Source organism: Amycolatopsis sp. cmx-4-61 (assembly GCF_046548775.1).
In the GTDB taxonomy this organism is placed as follows: domain Bacteria; phylum Actinomycetota; class Actinomycetes; order Mycobacteriales; family Pseudonocardiaceae; genus Amycolatopsis.
Window position 1 is genome coordinate 297776 of record NZ_JAEBEI010000001.1, and the last position, 25502, is coordinate 323277.

Sequence of the window (25502 nt, forward strand, 5' to 3'; positions counted from 1 at the left end):
AACGTCGGCACCGTTCCCGAACCACCTCGAACTCAAATCCGGCTACTACCCCGGCATGCGTGAAAAGGGCCAGATACAACGACCATCGGCACGCTGAACTGGTCGCCTTACCTGGCCGGCCGCTGGTCAGCGCCCGCGGCCGGGCCAACTCCCACGCCGTCGGACACATGACTGTCGGCGGGCAGTGAACCTGGCGCGGGGTCACTCGAACTGGCACGAAGGTGGCCCGGCGGTCAAACGACCTGGTCCGGTCCCCATCGATATCAGCTTTCACCCGCGGCCTTCGAGCGCTCACGAGGCCCAGCTCTCAACGCGGAAGGGCGGGTGCGTCGCTGTCCGTCGAGCGCAGCCGGTGGTGCCGCCGCTGTGGATCACTCTGCCGATAATGCTCCGCTATCCGGTAGCTGCCTGGTAGGCAGCGTCGTGGTTCAGGTGTGGTCGAGGTCGTCGAGTTGGTGTTGGACGCGCTCCGCGTCGGCGTCGCGACCTTGGTCCCGGTACAGCTGCAGCGCCTCCCGCCACACCGCGCGGGCCTGCTCGTGCCGGCCGAGCGCGGCGTGGGGATGGCCCACGCGGTCGAGGGTGCCCGCGACCGCGTAGGTGTTGCCGAGGCCGCGGCGCAGGGTGAGGGCGTGGTGGTAGTGGTCGAGGGCCTGGTGGTGGTCGCCGGTGTGGTGGGCGATGTAGCCCAGGCTGTCCAGGGTGGCCGCCTCGCCCTGGAGGTTGTGGTGGTGTCGAGTCAGGGTGAGGGCGGCCTGGCAGTGCTCGCGGGCGCTGTCGAACCGGCCCAGGCGCGCGGCGTACCAGCCCACCTGGTTGAGCGCGCCGGCTTCTAACACTGGCAGGTCGAGGGCGCGGTAGAGGGCGACGGCGTGCCGGGCGTGCTCCAGGGCCTGCCGGTCGTCCCCCCGCTGTCCCCAGGCGAGCGCGAGTGCCCGGTGGGTGTGGGCCTGGTCGGTGGGGTCGTGGTGGCGCAGGGCCAGGTGCAGGGCCTGCTCCAGGTGGGTGGTGGCCTGTTCGTGCAGGCCCAGCCGGGAGTAGGCACGGCCGAGGTTCCGGTGGGTGCGGCTGCGGGTAGCGGGGTCGGGCAGGTGGTCGGCGGCCTCCAGTGCGGCCTGCCACGTGGTGACCGCGTCATGCCGGTGTCCCCGTCGGAGGTGGAAGGTGTTCAGGTTCCAGGCCAGGTGCCAGACGGTGTGGTGGTGGCCGAGGGTGGCGGCGGTGCGCTGGGTGGCCAGCAGGGTGGCGTGCTCGGCGTCTAGCCAGTCCATCGCCGCGTCGGTGTCGGGCAGCGGGTGCGGGTGCACGCCGGGCGCGGGCGGCTCGGGAGACAGGAGCAGGCGGTGGGGGTCCAGGAGGCGGTCGGCGGCGTGGGCGTTGTGCAGGTGGAAGTCCCCCACCCGGGTTAAGGCCGCTGCCCGCACCTGCTCGGGCAGGGTGGTGTGGGCGGTGTCGGTGGCGTAGCGGCGGATCAGGTCGTGCATCGCGTAGCGGCCGCCCGGCCGCCGTTCCAGCAGGGAGGCGTTCTCCAGCCCGTTCAGCGTCTTTCGGGCGGAGCGGTCGGGCAGGCCGGTGAGGGCGGCGGTGGCGGGCGGGGTGGTGTCGGGACCGGGGGCGATGCCCAGCAACGCGAACACGCGTCGTTGCTCGTCGGTGAGGTAGCGCAGGGACCAGGACAGCACGGTGGGCAGGCTGGCGGCCGGGTCGGTGTCGTGATCGAGCGCCTCCAGGCCGAGGTCGCGCAGTTCGGCGGCGGCCTCGGCCAACGCAGTGTCGGGGCGGGTGCCGGCGGTGCGCGCGGTGATCGACAACGCCAGCGGGTGGCCCCCGCACAGCCCGATCAGCTCGTCCACCGCCTCGGGTTCGGCGGCGACGCGGTCGGCGCCCAGGCGGGCGGCCGACAGGTCGCGGGCCTCCTCGGGGGACAGGACGTCCAGGGGCAGGTGGCGGGCGCCGTGCCGGTCGATCAGCGAGTCCAGCCGGTGCCGGCCGGTGACCAGCACCGTGCAGGACGGCGAGCCGGGCAGCAGCGGTGCGACCTGGTCGCTGGTGGCGGCGTTGTCCAGCACGATGAGCATCCGCCGCCGGGCCACCCGGCTGCGGTAGAGCGCGGCTTGGGCGTCGAGGTCGGTGGGGATGCGGTTCGCCTCGACGCCCAGGGCGTCGAGGAACCCGCGCACCGCCACCGTCGGCTGCACCGGTTTATCGGTGGGGCTGAAGCCGTGCAGGTCGACGAACAGCTGCCCGTCGGGAAACCGCTCCAGGTGGCGGTGTGCCCAGGCCAGGGCGAGCCAGGTTTTGCCGATGCCTCCGGCGCCGCCGATCGCCGAGACCAGCACCGTCGCGCCCTGCCCCTGCCGCTGCCCCTGCGGTGCAGGGGTCAGGGCGCGGTCCAGGCGGGCCAGTTCCGCGGTCCGGCCGGTGAACAGTCCCGGTGCGGCGGGCAGCTGCTGCGGGATGGCCGGTGTGGGTCGCGGTGGTGGCGGGTGCAGGTTCAGGTTGCCGTGCACCACACCGACGGCGGCACCGTGATCGGTGGCGACGAGGTCACCGTGGATGCTCGCGGTCACCGCCGTACCGGCGTCCGGGGTAGTGCCGGGGTCGGGCGGGTCGGCCGCCGACGTGGTGTGCCCGTGGTCCGCGTCGGCTAGCGAGGGTTGTGCGCCTGCTGCGCAGGGGGCGGTGGTGTGCCGATGGTGAAGTGGTCGCCGGTGGCCGCACCGATCGTGATTCCGGCTCCAGTGCCGTGCACGCCGCCGGTGACGTTCACGCCGCGCGGCCCGGGAGCGTCAGTGATCGTCGTGTCCGGGGCGCTCGGCGCGCTTGAGGCCGCCAGGGCGAGTGTCGGCTCGACTTCACACAGCTGGTGGATCAAGACGTTGACGTCGAAGCGGGTATGACGCCGGCGCACGGTCACAGCCTGGCAGCGCGCGAGTGCCTGCAGGTCGGCGGGCAACTGCCCCTCGGTGGGCGTGTCCGTGTCGTCGACCAGAACTGGTACCACTCGAACTCCGGCGGCGAATGCCTCGACGATCTCGCCGCGGATCCAGTCAGCAGGATCGTCGATTCGTCGACCGCCGGCGGGTGTAGTGACGGTTAGCCAGTCGCGGTCGATCACGACCAGCAAAACCCGGCAGCACCGGACCCGTGTCATCAGTTCTTGGACGAAGTCGGCACCTGGCGGGATCGAGTAGCAGTCCAGGAACACCTGCTCCCGGCCGAACGTCGCAGCGAGATCGCGGTCGAGCAGCTCGCCCATGGCGCGGCTGTCGTCGCCGCGGTAGTTGATGAACACCCCGCCCACAGCGGCTCCCATCCGTACCTGTCCTGTCTTGGCCAGCTGCCGACGATCAGGATGCCCTACCACACATGCATACGCCGCTGAGCAACCTCGGCGGGTAGGAACTGTCCACTATTTGACCAACAGCTGACGGCTATCTACATGCGGCTACGAGGCGTCGAGGACAGCCCGGCCCCCAGCGAGGACCTCGATGAAAAGGCCAGATAGTTTGACGCGACCGGCGGAAGTTCGCGTCAAACTATCTGGCTTGTCGCAGCTCGCCGTGTCGCAGCAGGCCAGCCTTACTGTCGGTCGACAGGCCGCGTCCGGCTGAACGCCACCCAAGTGCGACTGAACGGTGACAGCTCCCCGCGCGGCGCCCACGGCGTCCAGCCGGCGAAGTCAGCGGCCGCGCCGGTCATGGAGTCCAGTTCGGTGTACGCGCCGACAGCCAGGACATTCCACGCCTGGGCCGGGTCCTCCACCGGTTCCAGGTCGCTGCGGTCCAGGTGCTCGTCACCGGGATTCCAGGACCGCACGTTGCCCGCCGACACGACGAACAACCGCTTCGCGTCCTGGTCGGCATCGTCGAGGAACACCAGCCCGTCCTCGCCGGCGAGGACACTGCGACCGGCGGCGAGCGCATCGAGGCTGGCCGACCAGAACGACGGCTGTCCCGCTGCGGAAGCAGAAGCCGCGCCGTCCGTCGATGTCGTCGCGGGGGCGGTGACGGCGAGCGAATAGACCCGCCGGCGATCCGGTGCCTGAATCTCAGCGCGGCTCGTTCCGGCGGCGGTGACCGCGCGGTAGAGGTCGGGAGCGTTCTGCAGCGGCGGCTGGAGAAGCTTGACCGAGACTCAGCCGAGCTCGCTTGCTTGCCCAACTAAGAGGAGGGAAGGAAGCGCGTGTCGGTGCCCCCTTCGAGGGACTGCGACCGCTCTACTAAGGGTGCTAGCCCTGTGCCCCGACTGCAGTCGAGGCAGCACTCTGAGCTTTGGCTTCGAGTGGTGCCCCGTACTGCAGCCGAGGCAGCACTCCGAACCTCGGCTCCGTCAAGCACCCGCTCGACGGCCGTGCCCAAACCTGACCTGCTACCTCACGACCATGAACAAGGCCGCCGGTGTCTTCCTCGCCGAGCTGCTGTGGACAGCCCCGAACCGCGCACCGACCGCGGCAGGGTCAAGCCCGCGGGGCCGACGCGCCCCCTCCCCCTCGGCGCGTCGGCCCCGCGCCCGCTACCGGACGGCCGCCGAGCTCGCGAACGCCGTCAGCACCTCGGGGTGCACAATTAGGACCGTCGCGGCCAGGGCCGCGACACTCACCACCGTAGCGGCCGCGATCAGGGCGAGCTTCTGCAAGCCCGGCGGCGGGTTCGGCCCGCTCAGCAGGGCTCCGAGTGCCCAAAGCCACCCGTCTCGGCGACCCTCTACGTCATCCTCTGGGCCACGTCGAGTGTTAAGCTGCTTCATGAATCAACTCCTGCAGGCCATGTTGGTTTTGATTCTTCGGCGCCTGGACTGCTCCAACAGTTCAGGCGCCACCTTTTTCTTCGGCGCGCGAGTAAGTACTCATCTGCGCGCTACGTAAATACTTACCGCCCCTTCTATACGAACCAACGACCCCGGCGCACTAAGTCCGAGGTCGTTCTTCCTATCGGGCGCGGGGGTGAGACCCGTCGCCATTCGGTCGTTCAACACCGCTGTCCTGCACCGTGCTCCCGGACGCAGAGCAGCGAAGCACGTGAACGGCGGCAGGTCGGCGAAGACGTGCCGTGACACGCCGAATTTCACCCGGTCGTGTGGTGTGTCGGTGCTTGCAATCGCCTCCACTCGGTTAAGTGAATCTCGGCCCCCTGCTGCAACTGGAAGGCCTTCATCTGCGACGAACTTTGCGTGAACTGTGTGCCCTCAAGCCAGAAGGTAGTGACTCGCAGGCGGCACGGTTGGGAGGTGCCCGGCCCGTTCCCCCGAGTTCCGCGACGCGGTCGCCGACGCGATCCGCCGGACCCCCAACCCCGACACAGCGCGCCATCGCGTGCGAGTTCGGCGTATCCGTCCCCAGCGTGTACCGGGTCGCCGCCGACTACGACCTCGCGGTGGTTGACTTTGATCTTCGGGCGATGCACGACACCCTTCTCGATTGATCGTCGACGCTCGAATCTGGTTACGACTCGTCGTCGTCGGGGTCACAGAACGTCATCCGCTGCTTGTGCCCGACGAATTCGATCACCGCCGCCACCTCCCCGCCCAGATCGAGGAGATGGTACGGCTGCGACTGCCGGCCGCCACCGTGACAGGCCGCAGGCAAGGCTGGTGCTCCGCAGTATCAGGTTGTGGCGGGTGGTGATTGTGGACGCGCTCATGGTGCCGGTCTCCGTCTCCGCTCCCTTGCCTGACCAGGAGCCGCACCGAGCATCAGGCAACCGGGCGGACAGTGAAGCGGACACACACCCAGACACGGCACCGACACCGTGTCCACCAGCCAGGTGAATCCGGATCCGAACCGAACGACGTCTGAGCAGGTCACCCGAATGACACGAAAACGAAATGGACGTCGCATCCGGTGACGACGTATCCGGCGGATTGAGGGGCGGCCCGTCACGGCGGAGTGACGAGTCGATGGAGTTCCTCTGCCGGGGCGTGGAGAGCGGCACACTGGGTGTATGGCGCCGGGGAGCGTGGGGATTCAGCTGCTGGGACCGGTCGGATTCCGCACTGGCGACTGCGAGTTGATCAGGCCGCAACGGTCGGCGGTGGCACGGCTGCTGGCACTGTTGGCCGTCGAAGCCGGCAAACCGGTCACCGGAGACGTTCTGATCCAGCGCGTGTGGGGCGACGATGATCCACCCGGATCAAGCGCGGACCCCGCCGACGACGAAACCGGACGAAGCCAGAGAAGGTTGCGGCGCAATCTCGGCTGGCTCCGCGCCGAGTTCGCCGCCGCTGGCGGCGACCGGAATGCCATCCGCTGGGAACGGTCAACCCGGTCCTGGACCCTTGCGGTCAGCCCCATGATGGTGGACTACCACCGCTTCTTTGACGAGATCACCCTCGCCCGCGCCGACACCGACTGGGACCGGCTTCAGCGCATCCTGACCACCTGCCGCGAGCGGCCATTGTCCACCGTGAACGGCCGCTGGGCCGACGGCATCCGCTACACCCTCGGTCTGCACCGCCAGGCCGCACTGAAATCCCTCTTCACCCACCTGCTCGACACCAACCGCTGCGACGAGCTCATCGCTATGCTCGGCCCCTGCGAAGACGACCTCGTGCACGACGAAGACCTTCTGCTGCTCGGGGCTAAGGCGCTGGCGGCGGCGGGGCGGCACGCCGAGATCAGTGCCTGGGCCGCCCGCCTCGACGCGCGTGCCCACGACGAACTCGGCGCGGGCCGCTCCGCGACTGCCTACCTCGGCCTCCAGAACCTGATCGCCGACCCGCCCGGGCCCACCACCGGCCACCCCGCAGGCCCCGAAGCGTTGGCGCTGCCCCGCGACATCACCGACTTCACCGGCCGCGAACCCGAACTCGCCACCCTCACCGCCGCCGTCGACAACGCCGCCGACACCGGCACCACCACCATCGCCATCCACGCCATCGACGGAATGCCCGGCATCGGCAAAACCACCCTCGGCATCCAGGCCGCCCACCGCCTCGCCCACCGCTTCCCCGACGGCCAGCGCCTGCTCCCCCTGCACGGCCACACCCCCGACCAGAAACCCACCGCCCCGTTCGACGCCCTGCACTCCCTGCTCACCGCCCTCGGCGTGCACGGCCAGGTCCTGAGCGCCCACCGGGACATGGAACAGCGGGCACGGCTATGGCGCAGCCTCATGGCCGGACGCCGGATGCTGCTGATCCTCGACGACGCCGCCACCCACGACCAGGTCGAACCCCTGCTCCCCGGCACACCCGGCAGCCTCGTCATCATCACCAGCCGCAACCGCCTTCCCGAACTCGACGACATCCACCCCATCTCCCTCGACATCGTCAGCCCCGATGAAGGCGCGGCACTGCTGCTGCGGCGCGCCCGTCGCGACCCCGGTACCACCAACGCCGAGCAGGTCGCCCGCATCGTCGAACTGTGCGGCTACCTGCCGATCGCCATTGCCGTCGCCGGTTCCCAGCTGCGTACCCACCCCGCCTGGAGCGTGCGCTACCTCGCCGACCTGCTCACCAACGCCTACGACCGCCTCGACGAACTGCAGGCCGGGGAACGGTCCGTCCGCGCCGTGTTCGACACCTCGCTACACGACCTGCCCGCCGAGCAACGCGACCTGTTCGTCCTATTGGGCGTGCACCACGGCCCCGACATCGACCCCCACGCCACCGCCGCCCTCACCGACACCACCCCCACCCAGGCCCGCCACCTCCTGCGCGCTCTGTACATCCGCAACCTTGTCCAGGAAACCGGCCCCGACCGCTACGGCCTCCACGACCTGCTCCGCCTTCACGCCCGCACCCACGCCGACACCCTCAATCCCGGCCACCGCCGGCACGCCACCACCCGGGTCCTCGACTACTACCTGCACACCACCCACTGCGCCACCAGCCACCTCCCCGTCGACCGCACCCCCAGCGGCCCCACCAGCCCCGTCTCGACCCGCCATCCCCAGCTCATCACGGGCTTCGATGACGCCATGGCCTGGCTCACCACGGAACTGCCGGTCCTGGCCACCGCCATCGACCACACCCACACCACTCACCCCACCCATACCCTCCAGCTGTCCACCACCCTGCACCCCTACCTCCGCACCGCCGGGCAATGGCACCACGCCCACACCATCCACCACACCGCACTCACCACCGCCACCCACGCCAACAATCCCCCTGCTCAAGCCACCGCCCTCCACGATCTCGGCGCCCTGTATCGGTTCCGGGGTGATTTGGGGGCGGCGATGGACGCGCAGACCCGTGCGCTGCAGCTGTACACCGACATCGGCGACCGGCTGGGCCAAGGCAACGCCCTCAACGAGCTCGGGCTCGTGTGTCGGATGCGGGGTGATCTGGGGGCGGCGATGGACGCGCAGACCCGCGCACTGCAGCTGTACACCGACACCGGCGACCGGCTGGGCCAAGGCATCGCCCTCACCGACCTTGGAGGCGTGTATCAGCTGCAGGGTGATCTAGAGGCGGCGATGGACGTGCAAACCCGCGCACTGCAGCTGTACACCGACACCGGCGACCGGCTGGGCCAAGGCAACGCCCTCACCGACCTTGGAGGCGCGTATCAGCTGCAGGGTGATCTAGAGGCGGCGGTAGACGTGCAAACCCGCGCGCTCCAGCTGTACACCGACACCGGCAGCCAGCTGGGACAGGGCTACGCCCTCAAAAACCTTGGCATCGTGTACCGGCTGCGGGGTGATCTGGGGGCGGCGATGGACGCACAGGCCCGAGCGCTGCAGCTGTTCACCGACATCGGCAGCCGGCTGGGACAGGCCAACGCACATCTGCAACTCGGCATCGCCCACCACCAGAACAGCGAACACGACCTTGCTGCGACACGACTCACCGCCGCGCTGGCACTCTTCACCCAGGTCGACGACACCGACGGCCGAGCCGAAACCCACAACGCACTCGGCGACCTCACCCTCGACCACCCCGACGCCGGCGACCCGAACACCCACTTCACCACCGCATTCACACTCGCCCGCGCCTGCGAAACCAAACTCCACGAAGCCAACGCCCTCGCCGGCCAAGCCCAATGCCTCCACCGCGCCGGAGACACCGCACACGCGATCACCCTGGCCCGGCAGGCCCTCGCCATCCACCAGCAGATCCACGCCCCCGAAGCGGCCCGCACGGCCGCCCTACTCCGCACGATCGAATCTCATAACTAGGTCGTGTCTGACAATTGGGCGTGTCCGACAAACATTTCGCTGGCTGCTGGGATGCTGCTGGTGTTTCCGGCGCCAGCGTGGCCGATGGCAGGGGCGTCGACCTGGTCAGTCTTGCGGCCGTGCCCACTGGTCAGTTGACGCACCCGCTGCTGAGCTTGGACGGCACGTCCAGGAAGGTGCTGCCATCGTCGATCAGTCGCTGTGCCAGCGGTCGCCCGTGGCCGTTTGCCGCCTTCGATCGCCCTGCAAATGCCCGGCCAGCGCGGGTTGGACGACGCAGTTCAGGTGTTCCCGCGTGACAGCACTACCTCAAGCCGGTGACCGCCATGATGCTCCTCCCCGGCGGCCACGGAAGACTCCTCGGTGGCTGATCAAGCTCCACAACCTGCTGTCTTCTGAGGTTGGGCCGGACGCGGGGGAGCTGCCAAGCCCCTTGAGGCAGCGACCCGCGTCCGTTCGAGGCTGACAAAGTCCTCGCCCGGCATCGTAGCGACCAGCACCGACAGAAACGGCCGTGCGTCGCCGCGCAGCGTCACCACCACCGGTTGCTTGACCCCAGCCCGGGCGAACGAGCCGCACGTAACCAGGAGCTGTTGCAGACGCCGAGGTCAACCGACAGGTACAAGCTTAGGCAGCTGCCATTCGACGGCAGCAGCGCAGCGTGCCTTGGGTTCGCTCAATGCGAGCTCGATGGTCAAGGTCGACTCGTCGGTGATTGTGGGAAGACTCCCCGGCAGGTAGAGCGTTTCGTACTGGAGACGGCCACTCTCGCTGATGCTGCGTCCTCCGATGGTTGCAGTAAGCGTGATGTTGCCGCAGGAGCCGTTGCTGTTGAAGGCGAGTTGGCCGCTAACCGCGAAGGGTGTGGAAGGGTTCGCGGGTGCGGAGGCGACGAAGGTGGTGCTGGTGTGACGGCGCTCGGAGTCGAGCTCCCAGTAGTCGCTGACACCATCCATCCCCACTCCTCGTCGCGTGGTCGGAAAGGACAAGGACGTCGGTGGCACAGGCGGCCAGCCCCGCGGCGCGACGAGCGCGGCATGCACGATCACCCCAGGGCGGTCGCCGTTGTGGACGCGGACGAGCTGGTCACCGGACTTGTACCGCAACTCCATCGACGGCTTCGGCGCGACCGAGCTCGTCGTTGTCGCGGTGAGGCTCGGCCCCATCCTCACGGTTCCCGGCTGCGCGTTGTCGGAAGTGCTCGCGACATTGGTGGCGATGAGGACCACGGTTGTGATCGCCGCTGCTCCGGCGAGCGCAGTCGCCGCGGCGCGATAGCGCCACAGCCCGCGGGGTACGGAGGCGTCCGGGGGTGGTCCGGTGGTCTTCCGCTGGAGAGGCTCAGCGTCAGGGCCAGGCGCAGGTGCTGTGGCGGTGTGTGATGCCTGAGCGGTGAGCTCGCTGGCCTCAGGAGCTGCTTGCGTGGAAAGTGGTGGTGTGTTGTGGGCAGCTTCTGCCTCTGCGCGGCGATGTTCCCAGGTGGCGACGTCGGCGCCGCAAGCGCTGGCCAGCGCCTTGACAGTGCTGGCGGACGGCAACTTCTCCCCGCCGAGGGCCTTGCTCACAGTGGAGGGGTGGACGTGAGCGCGCTCGGCCAACTGCGCGTTGGTCAAGCGCCCACCGTCAGGCAGTACGACGCTGTCGCGCAGCGCACGCAGCGCCGTCGCAAACTCGGCCACCGGGCCGCCGCCGGCCGGGATCGGCTTCTGCGGCGCGGGGCTCATGAGCGGTCCTTAGCGCGCCGCGCCACCGACTCGGCCGGCAGGGGCCCGAGAAGCCGGGTGGACACCTCGGCCGCAAGCAAGCCGATCGCACCGAGGACCGCCACCGCCGTCTGGGGTGACACTCCGGACGCGATCAGGACCAGCATCGCGGTAACCAGTACCACTAGCACCCCGACCCGGCGCGCCGGAGAGGACATTGGTTCCCTTGCTGGTGGTCTCGAGCACATCGGTGAACGGGCGCGTCGCATGGGGATTTCCCCTTCTTCGTGTGGTCCGGACAAGCCTGCGGGTCTGCTGCACACGACCTGAACATCGGAACAGTGAATCCTTCTCACTGCCGCGGTAGGTGGCCTGCGACGTCACCCACCGGTTCACGCTGTGTGCTCCACCAGATCTACTACCGCACGCCAGTGATCGCGAGGTCATCAACTTGCCCATCTCCTACAGGCAACAAGCCGCCGTTGCTCTCGCACCCGTTACACCGATCACCGAACGCCGGCAATAACTGACCACTTCCGGCGCACCGGCGAGGCCGCCTCAGACTGACGGCGCCGACACGCCTGGCGACGAAGATGTGGGCGTAACTCATATTGCCGCAGGTCAAGCCAGTGGAGGGGTTGTTGCCGACTGAATGGGCAACATCAACTGCTTGGTTATTGCGACCCCTCGGCGCGACACTGGTACACGAGGAAGCGCCGATTGGTGCGTCCTCGCCGAGGTCGTTGTTCGTTGGTCCGGACAAGCCCTCACCGGAAGCAGGCCGGTCGCTGCGAACCGGCCGGCCTGCTCCACCAGCTCGTTCCGCATCGCCAAACCTCAGTTGGCGCAGCCGGAGCCTCGACTATCGTTGTCTGTGCCGCCAGCCGGCCTACCACCGTTGTCGGCGAAAGGGCACAGTACCCGGGCAAGGTCCTTGACCTGCGCCTATTCGGCCAGATGCGAAGTCGACTGGCGAGCGGCACACTGGCGGGCGACTTCGCGGCCTCGGCGCAGTGGCCGTGGCTGCGGTTCGGCGACCGCTCCGAAGCTCTAGGCTCCTCGGCCGACCTCCGACCGTTCGCGGACGACCGGGACGGCGCTCAGAACCGCGCCAGTTACCTCACGTCTTCGGAACCTGGTCTTAAGGGCGGTGGTCACTGTCAGTCTGGTGGCGCGCCGGGGGGTGGTCGTGGCGGTGGATCAGGGCGCGGATGCCCGCGAGGCAACTCAACACGGCGCTCGCGGCGCGCAACCCGATGGTGATGGCCGGCAGGTGCGTCCAGATCACCCGCGCGGTGTGCTCCATCAGGGTGATCGTGGTGATGACGTCGGGTGCGGTAACGACGAAGGCGATACAGGTGCCCATAGCGCGGTCTCCTGGTAGCGGTTGTTGCTGCTGACGTAAACCAGGACACCGCGGACGCGGGGGGCGTGGGACACGTTCGGAAAATTGGCGAAATTTGGTTCGCCACCAGCGAGGGGTATAGAGACGTGCGAGACGGTGACGACCAGAACCGTGCCCGGCAGGCGGCCCGCGAGCGCGGCGCGAAGGTGCTGAAAGATCTGATGACGCGCGCCGGGGTGGCCAAATTCGCGGATCTGGAGCGCCGAAGCAAACTGGCCGAGGTGAAGCTCTCGGACCAGACGATCAGCAACGCGCTGAACGCCAAGGTCACCATCCGAGACTCGACCGTGCGGAACTTCATCGACGCTTGCCTGTACGAACAGTCCGGCAACCCGCGTCTGGCGGGAGACCGGATGACCGTGCCGTTCTGGAAGGCCCGCTACGACCATGCCGTTGGCCGGGACTCGGCAGCCGGGCTGGTACGGATCGGGCGCGAGGAGCTCCCACCCGCGCCGGTGGTGTTCGTGGACCGGCCGGACGTGGAGCAGCTGGCGGCCGCGGTCGACGCCGGCGAGTCGGTCGTGCTCACCCCCCACCAGCCCCGGACGCCTGACCCCGGCACAGCGAACAAGGCCGACGGCGCCAAAAGCGCGAACCCGGGCGGTGGGGGCAAAGAGCAGTCTGCCGGCGTGCGGGTGTTATCCGGCATGGGCGGGGTGGGCAAGTCCCAGCTGGCCGCCCACTACGCCCGCCAGGTGTGGGACGACGAGTCCCTTGATCTGGCGATCTGGGTCTCTGCGCGCGATGCCTCCGCGGTCGTCACCGCCTACGCCGAGGCCGCGGCGCGGGTGCTGGGCGCCGATCCCCGTCGACCCGAGCAGGCCGCCGGGCGGTTGATGTCCTGGCTGTCGACCACCACGTGGTCGTGGCTGATCGTGCTGGACGACGTGCAACTCCCCAGCCAGGTTCAACAGTGGTGGCCCGACCCGACCGCGGCCGGGCAGGTCATCGTGACCACTCGCTACCGTGGCGAGGGCCTGAACGGGCACGGCCGGCGCATCGTCGAGGTCGGCCTCTACACCCCGGAGCAGGCCCGTGACTACCTGCAACGGCGTCTCGCCGACGTGCCGCACCTCTACTCGGGCCCGGACGGCCGGACCCCGGCGGTGGAACTGCTCGACGGGCTGGCCGCGGATCTGGGCTGGTTGCCCCTGGCGTTGGCGCACGCCGCGGCGTACCTGCTGCTGGAGCAGGATCTGTCGGTCCAGGACTATCGCGACCGGTTTCAGGACAACCGCACCGCGTTGAGCACGCTGTTTCCGCACCTGGACGAGTCGCCGGACCCGTATCTGGGAACCGTGGCCACGACCTGGCAGATTTCGATGGACCTGGCCGCGCGGCTCGCCCCCGGCGGGCTGGTGCCGGTGGTGATGTTGCTGGCCTCGCTGCTGGACCCGAACGGCATCCCCCGCGCGGCGTTCACCGCGAAGGCCGTCACGTGGCTTTTGGAGCACATGCTGGAGCGGGACGTGCCCGAACGCGAGGTGTGGTCGGTGGTGCGGAAGCTGCACCGGCTGTCCTTGCTCACCGTCGACCTCGATACCGCGCACAGCGCGGTGCGCGTGCACGCCCTCGTCCAGCGGGCCACGCGCGACAACATCCACAACGCCGACAAGCTGGCACCGACCGCATGCGCTGCCGCAGTTGCGCTGGTGGAGATCTGGCCGTCAGAGGACCGCGACCTCAACCTGGCGGCCACGTTGCGGTCCAACACCCAGGCTCTCGAGCATGTCGCCGCACCAGTCCTCTGGGCATCCCCGGGGTACCACGTTCTGCTTCGCGCCGGCCGCAGCATGAACGACGTCGGGCCGGTTCACGACGCGGTCAACTACTCCCGCCGGCTGGCCACCGACGCACACACGCATCTCGGCCCGGACCACCCGGACACCCTCATCGCCCGCGCCAACCTCGCCGTTGCGCGCAGGGCAGCCGGTGACCCGGCCGGGGCCGCGACCGCGTTCGCCGAACTTCTCACCGACCAGAACAGAGTGCTCGGCCACGACCATCCACACACTTTCACCGTCCGCAACCACCTTGCGGTCTCGCAGGCAGAGGCCGGTGACCCGGCCGGCGCCGCCACCGCGCTCGCCGAACTCCTCACCGACCAGACCCGGGTGCTCGGCCCGGACCACCCGGACACGCTAACCACCCGCAACAACCTTGCCGTCTTGCGGAGGGCAGCCGGCCAACCGGCCCGGGCTGCCGACGCTCTCGCCGAACTGCTCACCCAGCAGATCGAGGTGCTCGGCCCCGACCACCCGAACACCCTCGCCGCCCGAGGCAATCTCGCCATCTCGCAGGCACAATCCGGTGACCCCGCAGGCGCCGCCACGGCATTCGCCGAACTGCTCATCCAGCAAATCAAGGCCCTCGGCCCCGACCACCCGAACACCCTCACCGCCCGCAAACATCTCGCCCTTGCCCGGGCAGAAGCCGGTGACCCCGCCGGCGCCGCCACCGCGCTCGCCGAACTCCTCACCGACCAGATCAGGGTGCTCGGCCCCGACCACCCAGACACCCTCGCCACCCGCAACCACCTCGCCGTTACGCGGGCAAAAGCCGGTGACCCCGCGGGCGCCGCCACGGCGTTCGCCGAACTCCTCACCCAGCAAATCAAGGCCCTAGGCCCCGACGACCCGGACGCCCTCACCACCCGCAGCAACCTCGCCATCGCGCGGGCAAAAGCCGGTGACCTCGCCGGCGCGGCCGACGCGTTCGCCGAACTTCTCACCCGGCAAATCAAGGCCCTCGGGCCCCTCCACCCGGATACCCTCGCCACCCACTACGACCTCGCCGTTGCGTGGGCAGAAGCCGGTGACCTCGCCCATGCCATGGAAACACTCAACGCACTGCTCCCCGCGCAATCCGCAGTGCTGGGCCCCAAGCACCCGGGCACCCTCGCCACCTACAACTACCTCGCCAATTGCCTGGAGAAGATTCGCAGAGGGGAAACATAGGGCACGCAGCGCAGGTCCGAGGGCAGACAACTACCCCACGGGGGGCAGACTCTGCCCCCGAACCGTCCCTGAACCACCCAGGGACCATCCCGCGCGAGCCGAGCGCACGGCGACGCCCCGGTGGCTTTGACTGCGTGAGTTGACCGCAGATGTTTGTCGGTTATGACCGCACTCGCGGGTGGACGTCATGATCAATGTCGGCGAGAAGTGACCGCGCTCGAGGGTGCCGGGGCAGCTGGTGTCAGCGGTTGATCCAACTGCGCATGATTTCGGTGGCGAGCGAGCCAGTGCCGGCCAGGCAACCGAGCCACCCTTCATTCTCGGCGATCTCGGATCTCGCCGAGCGCTGCCTGGGTGATCGGGACGTCGTCGATCAGGTCGTAGCTGTCATCGCCGCTTCGCGGGCTTGGCTTGTTGTTGCTGGTCATAGTGGTCACGTCGGGGAAAAAGGTAGGCGAGCTCGAGCGACCAGCCAGGTTACCTCGCAAGGTGGCACCATCCGCCGCCTGATCGGGGCACGTGGGCAACTGGTGTGCATGTCTAGGAGCCTGCTAGCAGAGATCGAAGCCGGACTGAGCACACTGCCGCTCATCGACCTGCTGAACAAGTGCATCCTGCTGGGCGGCCGAGCCGGGTCAGAGAAGATGCGCGACTGGGCCCGCGCCGAGCTCGACGGTTACTCAGCCCTCGACAGCATCCCCGACTACCGACAACTCCGCGCCCAGACCAACATCGTCTTCAGCAACCCAGCAGGCTACAACCACCGAGTAGACCCGTTTTCAGCCGCAGACCTGCCACCCCAAATCCGAGAGATGATCGCAGCAACCGGGCGCCCTCTCGACCTGGTTCCGCTGGGAGCACCAGTGGGACAGATTGAGGCGATGGCGGCCGAAGGCAAGGCCGAGCACCGGTTGCGCCCGTACTGGTCCGACACACTGTTGTCGGTCATCAACGAGCACTACGTCAATCCTGAGACGACCCGGGCCCGCCAATTCTACTGGTCAGTAGCCAAATCGCAGCTCAACGGCGTCTTGGCACAGATCCGCACCAAGCTCACCGAATCGGTCGCCGAGTTGATCGCAGTCACCCCGAAGGACCAGCAGCCCACCAAGGAGGCCGCCGACGCCGCCGTTGTCTACGTCGTCACCGGTGACCGCCACCAGTTCCACACTATTCTTCAGAACGCACCCGGAGCAACCGCCGTGACCGCCCCAAACAGCTCGAGCCCGGTCACCGTCGCGACCGGCGCGTCGACCGCCAACTCGACGACCAACACCGGGAACACGACGGTGCATGGCGACGTGACCGGCCAGCTCGCCACCCACAGCAACCGCGTTACGCAACGACAGCACAACAGCAACACCGGCCACCAGGAGATGGCCGAGCTGCTGCGCAAGATCCTGGCCGAACTGCCCGATCAGCACGGCCTCGACGACGCCGACCGCGACGACATCGACGGCGCCGCTCAGGACGCCCTCGACGAAGTCACCGAAGATTCTCCCGAACCCGGCAAGATCAAGCGCCGGCTGAGCTACCTCGCCCAAACCCTTGGCCGCATCGCCACCCCGATCGGAACGGGCCTCGCTGAAGGAACGCACCACGCAGCCAGCGAGTGGGCGAGCGGAGTGCTGCAGCAGGTACTGGACACCGGTGTCATCGGCCAGTGAGGGGCGTGGGTGTTGCTGTGACTCCGGCCCAACGGATCAGCCACGCGGCATGATCGTGGTCGACGAGCGGCACGGGCCGCCGCTGATCGGCCGCCCGTACGTCGCCACCGCGATCGACGTTGCCAGGCGCTGTGCGGTCGGCCTGGTGACGTTGGAGGGCCCGTAGGCGACCTCGGTCGGGTTACACCTGGCGCACATGGTCAGCGACAAGCGGACCTGGCTAGAAGCGACTCGGCGCGGCCGCGGTATCGCCGATGTCCGGCAGGCCCGGCGAGCACTAGCATCTGGCTCGGCAGGACCGCGACGAGCACAGCCGAGGATCACGAGTGATAATTCAGCCCACCTTCTACATTCCGCCAGAGATTGAGGCGCGTCTACTCACCGGTGACCTAATCCGCTACGGCGGCGTGGTGCGTAACAAGGCTGGACGCCTCGTAGTCCACCTCACCGAGATCTCCGCTCGCAAGCCGAACGAGGATGCGGTTGGAGCGGCAGTCTGGATGCTCAAGAAGCCAGTAGTCCTAGCGGGGCTCGCCACGCTGGCTGTCGTCGGGACAGCCACTACGGCCATCGCGATCGCCCGCAAGCGGAAGAGGGCGCTACCGGAGAGCGTCGAGAACTACAACGACTCACTTCGCGCCTACCTCCAGGCGGTCCGCAGCCGGAGCCTCGAGGCCGAGATCATCGGCCGCCTCATCGCCGATCTTAATGCGGTTAAGGCGTACTCCGAGAACGGCAACACCACGGTCGACTTCTCTACGGAGCAGTCCGAGACCCTGGTCCAGGTTGTCATCGACTACACGCGGCATCTGGCCCAGGCGAACTCGATCGATCTGGATGAGTTGCCGGAGTCGACCCCGAGTTCGACGGACGCTCCCGTCATGGACCTGCGTCGCTACCTTGGTGTCCAGCAGAGGATTTTCAACGACGCAGCCTGATCGGACTCAAGCCCCAGGCCGGCCGATCCGCAGCTCTCAAGCCACACTGCTCCCGCTAGCCAGCACCGCGGTCGGGCGCACCGACCCGGACCCGCTGCCGAAGGCCCCGGCCTGTCCGTACTCGCCGACGGCAGTGGATCAGCCCCGGACGGGGTACGGCATCGACTCCGTACCGACCTGGACGACGCCGCAGGGCCGCCAGCACACAGCGCGGTCTGGCCAGAAAACCTGGCGCCGAGAATCGGGACCAGATGACGTAGATTACGATAATGCAAGCTACTTCACCGCTCTGGATGACGATCTTCCTGGCCGTACTCTCGCCAGTGCTGACGCTTGTCGGTGTCCTATGGACTCAGCGCAGGGCAGATCGGCGCGCCCTGACCGAAGCAGCGAAACGAGAGAAGCTCGAACGGGAAACCCTTTACGCACAACCCAAACGAGAAGCGTATGTCAACTTCCTGAGCGCAACAAGCGCTTGGGGTGACGCCGCAGAGTCTTGGGATCCATCCGATCAAAGCACGCAAGAAGCGGTCGACAAGGCGCGTCATGAACTATGGACAACCCGAGCCGCAATTAATCTCCTAGGGTCACTCGAGGCCGCGGCCGCGGCCGAAGAATACTCAAAGGCGCTAATGAAAGACTTCCGCGGCAAGGGCGATTCCCGCATTGGACTTAGCTGGGACAGCCGAAAGTCATTGAGGTCGACTTTCGAACGGGCCGCACGAGCCGACTTACCATCTGCATAGTTGACCTAGAACTTCGACGAAGGAAGCGAATGGAACCCGCCTGGATCGCAGGAATAGCCGCCATCGTCAGCTCTGGAGCGGCAATCTGGTCGGCGACGAACGGTAACCGCACACTGAAGCGAGCCGACCGCGACAGCCAGGCCCGCACTCGGCCAATGGTGGCAGCCCAACTGGAACGACGCCCCCACGTTCCCAGAACCCAGTTTCTCTTGATCAAAAACTACGGGCCAACGATCGCCCGCAACGTGGCAGTGACCTTTGAGCCGCCGCTACAGGACCCGGCGCCAGCCAAGGAGCCCCAGAGCGTTGCACCGTTCCTCAAACGCCGCTACAGCAAGCCAATCCCCGTTCTTGTGCCGGGAACAGAGTTAGATAACGTTTACTTCTGGACGACCGATGGCCGCACGAACCAAGAACCGTTTCCAGATCAAGTCAGGGTGGCGATTGACTTCGACGGCCCGGACGGGGAGCATTATCGTGACTACTTCGACCTTGACGTCATGCTGCTACGCTCCCGAAGCGACAGCGTTTCCAGCACACACCCTGATCAGGTCCTAAAGGAGGCAGTCAAGCAACTAACTGCAATCAGGAGCGCGCTCGATTATATTGCGAGTTCACTCCCGGACGAGCCCACAAATCAAACTGGAGGCGCCCGCAAGGAACACGAATGACGAAGGGGCGATACACCACCTCGGCTTCCATTGCGCCATTGACATTGATGTCAATGGCTGACAATGCAAGAACCGAGAGAAGAGAGTCGCTCTTAGGAGCTGGCAATCGAGTCTCCTATAGCAGACGAGTAATCGCCGGGCCGTTAAAGAGAATGTCGAGCTCGTCGGCGGCGCCCTCATCGTCCAGAGGTAGCGCGTCGGCGTAATTGCGCAAGGTCGTGGACGGGTCCCGGTGCCGCTGCCGAGCTGCGGCTTTCAGGATCTTGCCCTGAGCCACCAGATGAGTGCCCACAGTGTGCCGGAGCCGATGCAGCGTCGCATCAGGCAACTCTGCCGCGTTCCGCAGCCGCTCGAACCGGTGCCCGAGGCTCGGCCGGCAGAATCGGCGTCTGCCGGTCGGGCCGCGCGACAAACAGCCACGGCCCTGCCGCGTCGCCGGCCAGAGGATGGTGCTGCCATGCCTGGACATGGTTGTGCCAGCACCGTGCCGTGGTAGATCCAAGGGTGAGACGGCCACGCGAGTGGGTCTTGGTCGGACCGATCACCCCGTCCTTCGCGGCGCGCTCGATCAACAGCACCCGCCCGTCCAGATCCTCCACCCGCAGCGCCGCCAGCTCACCGCGACGCGCGCCCGAATCAGCGCCAGCCGCACCAGCAGCTCATTCCGCTCCGCAAGAAACAAATCCAAAGCCCGCTGCCGCGACGCCGGCCGCTCGAGCAGCCGAGCTACGGCAGCGAGCCGTCGCCGCTCCGCCACGGCGAACAGCTGCCGCACCTGCGGCGGGGGCAGGTGTTTGCGGGGATACGGCCGCGGCGGCGACCGCATCCCGACCAACGGATCCCAACCCAGCAGCCGCTCGCACACACCCCAGGTGATCGCCGAATGCAGCACGTGAAACCGGCCGGACAACGTCGACGGCGTCGCCCCAGCCGCCGCCCACCGCGCCAGCGCCACCCCCAGCACCGCCGGCGTCAGCCGATCCAGGCAGCAACGCGCCAGCCGATCCCGCCGCAAGTCCCGAAGCACGCCACCGTAGGACCGCAGCGTGGTCGGGCTCCACCGATGCGGCGCCGCCTCGAACCGATCGAGCAGCTGCTCCACCGTCAGCCGATCGCCACGGTCGGCGTACACGCGGCGGACGCCGTGATCGGCGACCAGTTCGGCTTGCCGCGGCGCGGCGTACTCCCCGTCCCCGTGGACGGTGAACGACCTCTGCTTTCTCCGGCCGGTCAGCGGGTGGGTGCCGACGACGACGCGGATCTCCCACACGCCCGGTAAACGCTCGCGAAGCGTGCCCTCGTCGCGGCTTATCGTTACTGTCCGGCATCCCTATTCGCCCGTTCATCCCTACAGCAATAGAGCTGACGCAGGGGTCAGGTTGAACGCACAGCAGGTCCAGCGCCTCTCGAAAGAGGCACTGGACCTGCGTATTGCTGTCTCAACCAGACGTGCGCCCGAAGGGATTCGAACCCCTGACCTTCTGATCCGTAGTCAGATGCTCTATCCAGCTGAGCTACGGGCGCGTGTTCAGTTGTAACCTAGCACCCGGCGAACCGAGTACCAGCGGAGGCTCCGGGATTTGAACCCGGGAGGGGGGGTTACCCCCAACCGCATTAGCAGTGCGGCGCCATAGACCAGACTAGGCGAAGCCTCCTGGGCCCAACGACCACTGCTCAGATAGGTTACACACCCCCGGACACCCCCCGGATGGCACCCCCCTTAAGCCCGCTGCAGCAGTCTGAGCAGGCGCGGAGAGCGCCCACCCAGTCCTTCGGCCTCGAACGTCGCGATGCCGACCCGCGGGAGTTCGCGCACCCCCGGGTACACCAGGTACCGGGGCACCCAGCGCGGCTGGAACTTCGCGTTGAAGCGGTACAGCGTCTCGATCTGGATCCAGCGCGAGAAGAAGTGCAGGACCTTCGCCGACATCCGGGCCACCGGGCCCGCGCCGATCCGCTGGCCCTGCTCCATCAGGGCGCGGAACGCCGCGAAGTTCAGGGACACGTGCTCGACGCCGTGGCGGCCGGCCGCCAGCAGGAGCTCCGAGATCATCAGCTCGTTGACGCCGTTGTCGGCCGTGCGGTCGCGGCGCATGACGTCCAGGGACAAGCCCTTCGTGCCCCACGGGACGAACTGGAGCACGCCTCGGACGCGGCCGCCCTGCTCGGCGGTCACCAGGACCGATCCCGGGTCGCCCATGCGGCCCAGCGCCATCGAAAAGCCGCGTTCGGTGTCCGTGCCGCGCCAGTTGGCCGCCAGGACCTCCAGCTCTGCCAGTTCGCCCGGGCGCAGGTCCTCGGCCCGGCGCACAAGGACCTTGTAGCCCGCCCGCTTGGTGCGGGCCGCGGCCTGGCGGACGCCGCGCATGGTGCGGCCCTCCAGGGTGAAGCCCGCCGCGTCGACGACGGCTTCGTCGCCGATCTCCAGGACCTCCAGGCCGAACCGGGCCCAGACCGTGGCCCCCAGCTCGGAGACGCCCATCGCCGCCGGGACCCAGCCGCCGCGGCGGCAGACCTCCAGGTACTCCTCGATCGCGCCGGGCCAGGCCTCGTGGTCGCCCAGCGGGTCGGCCGAACAGAGTGCGACCCCGGCGATCACGCGGTAGGTGACCGCGGCCTTGCCCGTCTTGGAGAACACCGCGAACTTGTCCCGCCGCAGCGCGAAGTAGCCGAGCGAGTCGCGCTCGCCGTGCTCGTCCAGCAGCCGGCGCAGCCGCGCGACCTCCTCGTCGGTCAGCCGCGGGGCCGGCTCGGCCGAGCGCAGCAGGAAGTAGGCCGACACGAGGACGGCGGCGAGGCCGAACAGCAGGCCGACGGCGGCGGTGAGGTCCTCCAGCCACATCTGGTGGAACACCGCGGGCCCGCTGGCCGCGACCAAGGCGAGCGCGGACTCCGCGAGCCGGTCGCCGAAGCCCAGCGGCTCGAGGAACGCCCGCGGCGCGACCGACAGCAGGATGACGTTGATCACGAATCCGGCCAGCGCGAGCTGGACGAACACGCGCACCGCCCGCCAGCGCCCGACCACCGGGTCGGGCTTCGCGACGAAGTAGCGCCGGTTCGCGATCAGGCCCACCAGCAGCACCACCGACACCAGACCGGCTCCGAAGACGTGCTTCAGCCCGAGGTGCGACATCGTGAGCAGCACCGTCGCGCCGACCGCCAGCTGCCAGGCCCGGCGCTTCCGGCGCCGCAGCCCGGCGGCCAGCAGCACCAGCAGCACGCCCATGACCAGCGCCACGGTCGCCGCGGCGACCGTGGCCTCCTGCGGCAGCTCCAGCCACTCGGCCAGGTGCCCGCGCAGGCTGCGCCGGCCGGCCGGGACGAGGATCGAGACCAGGGTCATCAGACCCGCCAGCCGGGTCACCCAGGTGATCACCCCGACCGTGGTGGCCCCTGCCACCTTCCAGGTGATCTGCGCGCGTGTCCCCGTCACCACCTGTACAACCTGCCGTGGCCGATCATGCTTCCCCCATCCACCCCCCGGCGAGCTCCACGAACGGCGCCAGTGCCGCCGGGTTGGCCAGCGCATCACGGCTGACGGCCCGGTCGGGAGCCACACCGGCGAGGATCTTCTTCACCGGTACCTCACACTTCTTACCGTTCAAGGTACGAGGTATCTCGGAAACCACGACGAACCGATCGGGTACATGGCGCGGTGACAGCGCGCTACGGAGCTCCTTGCGCAGCGCCGGTTCGACATCTTCGAGCTCGACACCGCCGGCGAGCACCACGAAACAGATCAGCTGGCCGTCCTCGTTCCCGGCCGCCGAAGTGTCCACGACCAGGGAATCCGCGATCTCGTCGTAGCCCTCGACGACCCGGTAGAACTCCGCCGTGCCCATCCGGACGCCGCCGCGGTTGAGCGTCGAGTCGCTGCGGCCGTAGATCACCGCCGAGCCGCGGTCGGTGATCCGGATCCAGTCGCCGTGGCGCCAGAGCCCGGGGTACATCTCGAAGTAGGCCTCACGCAGCCGCGAGCCGTCCGGGTCGTTCCAGAAGAACACCGGCATCGACGGCATCGGCTTCGTGATGACCAGCTCGCCGACCTCCTCGACGACGGCCTTGCCTGCCTCGTCGAAGGCGTTGACCGCGGCGCCCAGCGCCGGGCAGGACAGCTCGCCGAGCCACACGGGCACGTCGGGCGCCGACGCGACGAACGCCGCGCACAGGTCGGTGCCGCCGGAGACCGAGCAGATCTGGACGTGCGCCCCGACCTCGGCCACGATCCACCGGAAGCCCTCGACGCTGAGCGGCGCCCCGGTCGAACCCAGGGCGCGCAGCCCGGTGAGGTCGTACCGCTCGGCCGGCTTGACGCCGGCCTTGAGGCAGCTCTGGATGAACGGCGCCGACGTCCCGAAGTAGGTGACGCGGTGCTGCTCGGCCAGGTGCCAGAGCGCGGTCAGGTCCGGGAACCCGGGGCTGCCGTCGTAGAGCACGATCGTCGTGCCGACCAGCAGGCCGGAGATGAGGAAGTTCCACATCATCCAGCCGGTGGTGCTGAACCAGAAGAACCGGTCGCCCGGACCGAGGTCGGTCTGCAGCGCGAGGGCCTTGAGGTGCTCCAGCGTGATGCCGCCGTGCCCGTGCACGATGCCCTTCGGCAGGCCGGTGGTGCCCGACGAGTAGAGCACCCAGAGCGGGTGCGCGAACTCGACCGGCTCGAACAGCAGCGGCGCGCCCGCGTGCTTCGCGAGCAGCTCGTCCCAGTCGAGCGCGCCGTCCATCCGGCCTTCGCCGACGTACTCGACCAGGACGGTGGCCGCCAGGGACGGCAGCTGGGCCTGCAGGTCGGTGATCGTCGTGCGGATGTCGAACCGGCGGCCGTTGTAGGCGTAGGCGTTGACCGCGAAGAGCACCTTCGGCTCGATCTGGACGAACCGGTCGGCGACCGCGCGGACGCCGAAGTCCGGCGAGCACGACGACCAGATGGCCCCGATGCTCGCGGCGGCGAGGAACGCGACCAGCGTCTGCGGGCAGTTCGGCGCGAGGGCGACGACCCGGTCGCCCTTGCCGACCCCCAGCTCCAGGAAGGCCGCCCGGGCCGCGGCGACCTGCGCGCGAAGCTCGCCGTACGTCAGGTGGCTCGCGAAGCCGTCTTCGCGGTGGAAGATCACCGCGGTCTCGTCGTCGCCCTTCGCGGCGCCCGCGACGCCGGGGGTCAGCGCGTGTTCGGCGTAGTTGAGCGTGCCGCCTTCGAACCAGACGGCGTCGGGCATCCCACCGGAGAGCACTTCGCCGGGCTGGTCGTGCCAGCGGACGCCGAGGAAGTCCGCGACCGCCGCCCAGAACTCCGGGCCGCGCTCGACGGAGAACTCCCAGAGCGAGCGGTAGTCGTCCACCTCGACGCCGCGCTCGGCGCGCAGCCACCGGCGGAAGGCTTCGATCTTGGTGTCTGCAACGTGGCCCGGCTCGGGGCGCCAGAGCACTTCGGGGGCGTCGGCGGTGTGCTTCACGCCCCGAGCCTAATCCCTCGGATCGGGAAGTCACCGTGGTCGGAACCGACATGGGAGTCCGGTTCGCCGTGGTGCCCGCCCACACCTGCACAGTGGCGCGCAGCGCCTCGATCGAGGGTGGCGGCGGGGTGTGGATGGACTACCGCAGGTGCGCGTCGAACCAGTTCAGCGTGCGCTGCCAGGCTTCCGCGGCCGCGCCCGGGTCGGCGTCGAAGCGGTGGTTCGCGCCCGGGTAGTGCACGACGTTGGTGGCGACCTTCGCCGACGCGGCGGCGTCCCGCAGGCGCTCGACGTCGGCGCCGCCCGCTTCGTCACCGGCGTCGCCGTACATGCCGAGCCACGGGCTGGTGAGCTTGCCCGCGATCTCGACCAGCGCGGGCAGTTCGGCGACCTGCTGCCCGCCGACGCTGACGGCCGCGCCGAGCCTGCGGTGCGACGCGACGACGAGGGCCGCGGTGCCGCCGAGGTCGAAGCCCATCACGCCGAGCAGGTCGGCCTGGACACCTCGCTCGACCAGCCAGGCGAGGGTGAGGTCGGTCGCGTCGAGCAGGTCCTGCTGCGTGAGGCGGTCGTTCTCCAGGTGCGGGGTGACGGTCAGCCAGCCTTCGGTGGCCAGGCTCGCGAGCAGCAGTTTCACGCCGTCGGTGACGCCGTCGGCCTCGTGCAGCACCACCAAGCCGCCGCGTAGCGCGCCTTCGGGTTCGGAGAAGGTCAGGCGCAGGGTGCGGCCGTCGGTGCGCTGGTAGTCCGCGGTGGAGGTCGACGTCATTGGTTCACTCAATCACTTCGAGGTGAACGGGAGGAAGCCCGGTGGCCCCCCGCACGGTCCGCCGGAAGGGAGTC

Annotated in this window: 15 protein-coding genes, 2 tRNA genes and 1 pseudogene; 6 read left to right on the forward strand and 12 right to left on the reverse strand. The window is 68.4% G+C overall.

What is annotated here, in order from left to right:
* Nucleotides 1-428: 428 nt before the first annotated feature.
* The 3 genes and pseudogenes from ACLJOU_RS01540 to ACLJOU_RS01550 all read right to left on the reverse strand — a co-directional run.
* Nucleotides 429-2570, reverse strand: coding sequence for an ATP-binding protein (locus ACLJOU_RS01540; RefSeq protein ID WP_410562280.1), 2142 nt, complete (start codon nucleotides 2568-2570; stop codon nucleotides 429-431).
* Between the two features lie 77 nt (nucleotides 2571-2647).
* Entirely contained in the window at nucleotides 2648-3304 is a 657-nt protein-coding gene (locus ACLJOU_RS01545; protein WP_410562281.1) for a toll/interleukin-1 receptor domain-containing protein, read from the reverse strand.
* Nucleotides 3305-3582: 278 nt separating this feature from the next.
* Nucleotides 3583-4122 (reverse strand): annotated as a pseudogene (locus ACLJOU_RS01550) (S8 family serine peptidase); the annotation flags it as partial.
* A gap of 1820 nt (nucleotides 4123-5942) precedes the next feature.
* Here ACLJOU_RS01550 and ACLJOU_RS01555 point away from each other — a divergent pair.
* Nucleotides 5943-9119 carry an AfsR/SARP family transcriptional regulator gene (locus ACLJOU_RS01555; protein ID WP_410562284.1) on the forward strand — a complete coding sequence of 1059 codons (3177 nt, stop codon included), beginning with the start codon at nucleotides 5943-5945 and terminating at the stop codon, nucleotides 9117-9119.
* Nucleotides 9120-9727: 608 nt separating this feature from the next.
* Here the strand turns inward: ACLJOU_RS01555 and ACLJOU_RS01560 are convergent.
* Nucleotides 9728-10843 carry a helix-turn-helix domain-containing protein gene (locus tag ACLJOU_RS01560; RefSeq protein WP_410562286.1) on the reverse strand — a complete coding sequence of 372 codons (1116 nt, stop codon included), beginning with the start codon at nucleotides 10841-10843 and terminating at the stop codon, nucleotides 9728-9730.
* A 1120-nt stretch (nucleotides 10844-11963) separates the two neighbouring features.
* Nucleotides 11964-12188: a hypothetical protein gene (locus tag ACLJOU_RS01565; protein WP_410562288.1), complete on the reverse strand. Its 225-nt coding sequence runs from the start codon at nucleotides 12186-12188 to the stop codon at nucleotides 11964-11966.
* A 125-nt stretch (nucleotides 12189-12313) separates the two neighbouring features.
* On the opposite strand from ACLJOU_RS01565, the gene ACLJOU_RS01570 reads away from it, so the two are divergent.
* The 5 genes from ACLJOU_RS01570 to ACLJOU_RS01590 all read left to right on the forward strand — a co-directional run bounded on the left by ACLJOU_RS01570 (nucleotide 12314) and on the right by ACLJOU_RS01590 (nucleotide 19206).
* A complete protein-coding gene (locus ACLJOU_RS01570) occupies nucleotides 12314-15184 on the forward strand; it encodes a tetratricopeptide repeat protein (protein WP_410562291.1) in 2871 nt (956 codons plus the stop codon).
* 248 nt (nucleotides 15185-15432) lie between these two features.
* Nucleotides 15433-16851 (forward strand): hypothetical protein, encoded by a 1419-nt coding sequence (locus tag ACLJOU_RS01575; RefSeq protein WP_410562293.1) that lies wholly within the window; start codon nucleotides 15433-15435, stop codon nucleotides 16849-16851.
* A gap of 326 nt (nucleotides 16852-17177) precedes the next feature.
* On the forward strand, nucleotides 17178-17789 hold the full coding sequence (locus ACLJOU_RS01580; RefSeq protein ID WP_410562294.1) for a hypothetical protein: 612 nt from the start codon (nucleotides 17178-17180) through the stop codon (nucleotides 17787-17789).
* 293 nt (nucleotides 17790-18082) lie between these two features.
* Entirely contained in the window at nucleotides 18083-18535 is a 453-nt protein-coding gene (locus ACLJOU_RS01585) for a hypothetical protein (protein ID WP_410562295.1), read from the forward strand.
* 29 nt (nucleotides 18536-18564) lie between these two features.
* Nucleotides 18565-19206, forward strand: a complete 642-nt coding sequence (locus ACLJOU_RS01590; protein ID WP_410562297.1) for a hypothetical protein — start codon at nucleotides 18565-18567, stop codon at nucleotides 19204-19206.
* A gap of 115 nt (nucleotides 19207-19321) precedes the next feature.
* Here ACLJOU_RS01590 and ACLJOU_RS01595 read toward each other — a convergent pair whose 3' ends face one another.
* The 7 genes from ACLJOU_RS01595 to ACLJOU_RS01625 form a co-directional block, all read right to left on the reverse strand.
* The gene (locus ACLJOU_RS01595; RefSeq protein ID WP_410562300.1) at nucleotides 19322-19675 is read right to left on the reverse strand and encodes a tyrosine-type recombinase/integrase; all 354 of its coding nucleotides are present in this window, start codon (nucleotides 19673-19675) and stop codon (nucleotides 19322-19324) included.
* Between the two features lie 99 nt (nucleotides 19676-19774).
* Entirely contained in the window at nucleotides 19775-20476 is a 702-nt protein-coding gene (locus ACLJOU_RS01600) for a hypothetical protein (RefSeq protein WP_410562302.1), read from the reverse strand.
* A 180-nt stretch (nucleotides 20477-20656) separates the two neighbouring features.
* Nucleotides 20657-20730 (reverse strand) — tRNA-Arg (locus tag ACLJOU_RS01605).
* A 41-nt stretch (nucleotides 20731-20771) separates the two neighbouring features.
* A tRNA-Ser gene (locus tag ACLJOU_RS01610) sits at nucleotides 20772-20861 on the reverse strand.
* A 65-nt stretch (nucleotides 20862-20926) separates the two neighbouring features.
* On the reverse strand, nucleotides 20927-22642 hold the full coding sequence (locus ACLJOU_RS01615; RefSeq protein WP_410562304.1) for a phosphatidylglycerol lysyltransferase domain-containing protein: 1716 nt from the start codon (nucleotides 22640-22642) through the stop codon (nucleotides 20927-20929).
* 22 nt (nucleotides 22643-22664) lie between these two features.
* The gene (locus ACLJOU_RS01620; protein ID WP_410562307.1) at nucleotides 22665-24659 is read right to left on the reverse strand and encodes an acetoacetate--CoA ligase; all 1995 of its coding nucleotides are present in this window, start codon (nucleotides 24657-24659) and stop codon (nucleotides 22665-22667) included.
* Between the two features lie 139 nt (nucleotides 24660-24798).
* Nucleotides 24799-25428 (reverse strand): dienelactone hydrolase family protein, encoded by a 630-nt coding sequence (locus tag ACLJOU_RS01625; protein ID WP_410562309.1) that lies wholly within the window; start codon nucleotides 25426-25428, stop codon nucleotides 24799-24801.
* Between the last annotated feature and the right edge of the window lie 74 nt (nucleotides 25429-25502).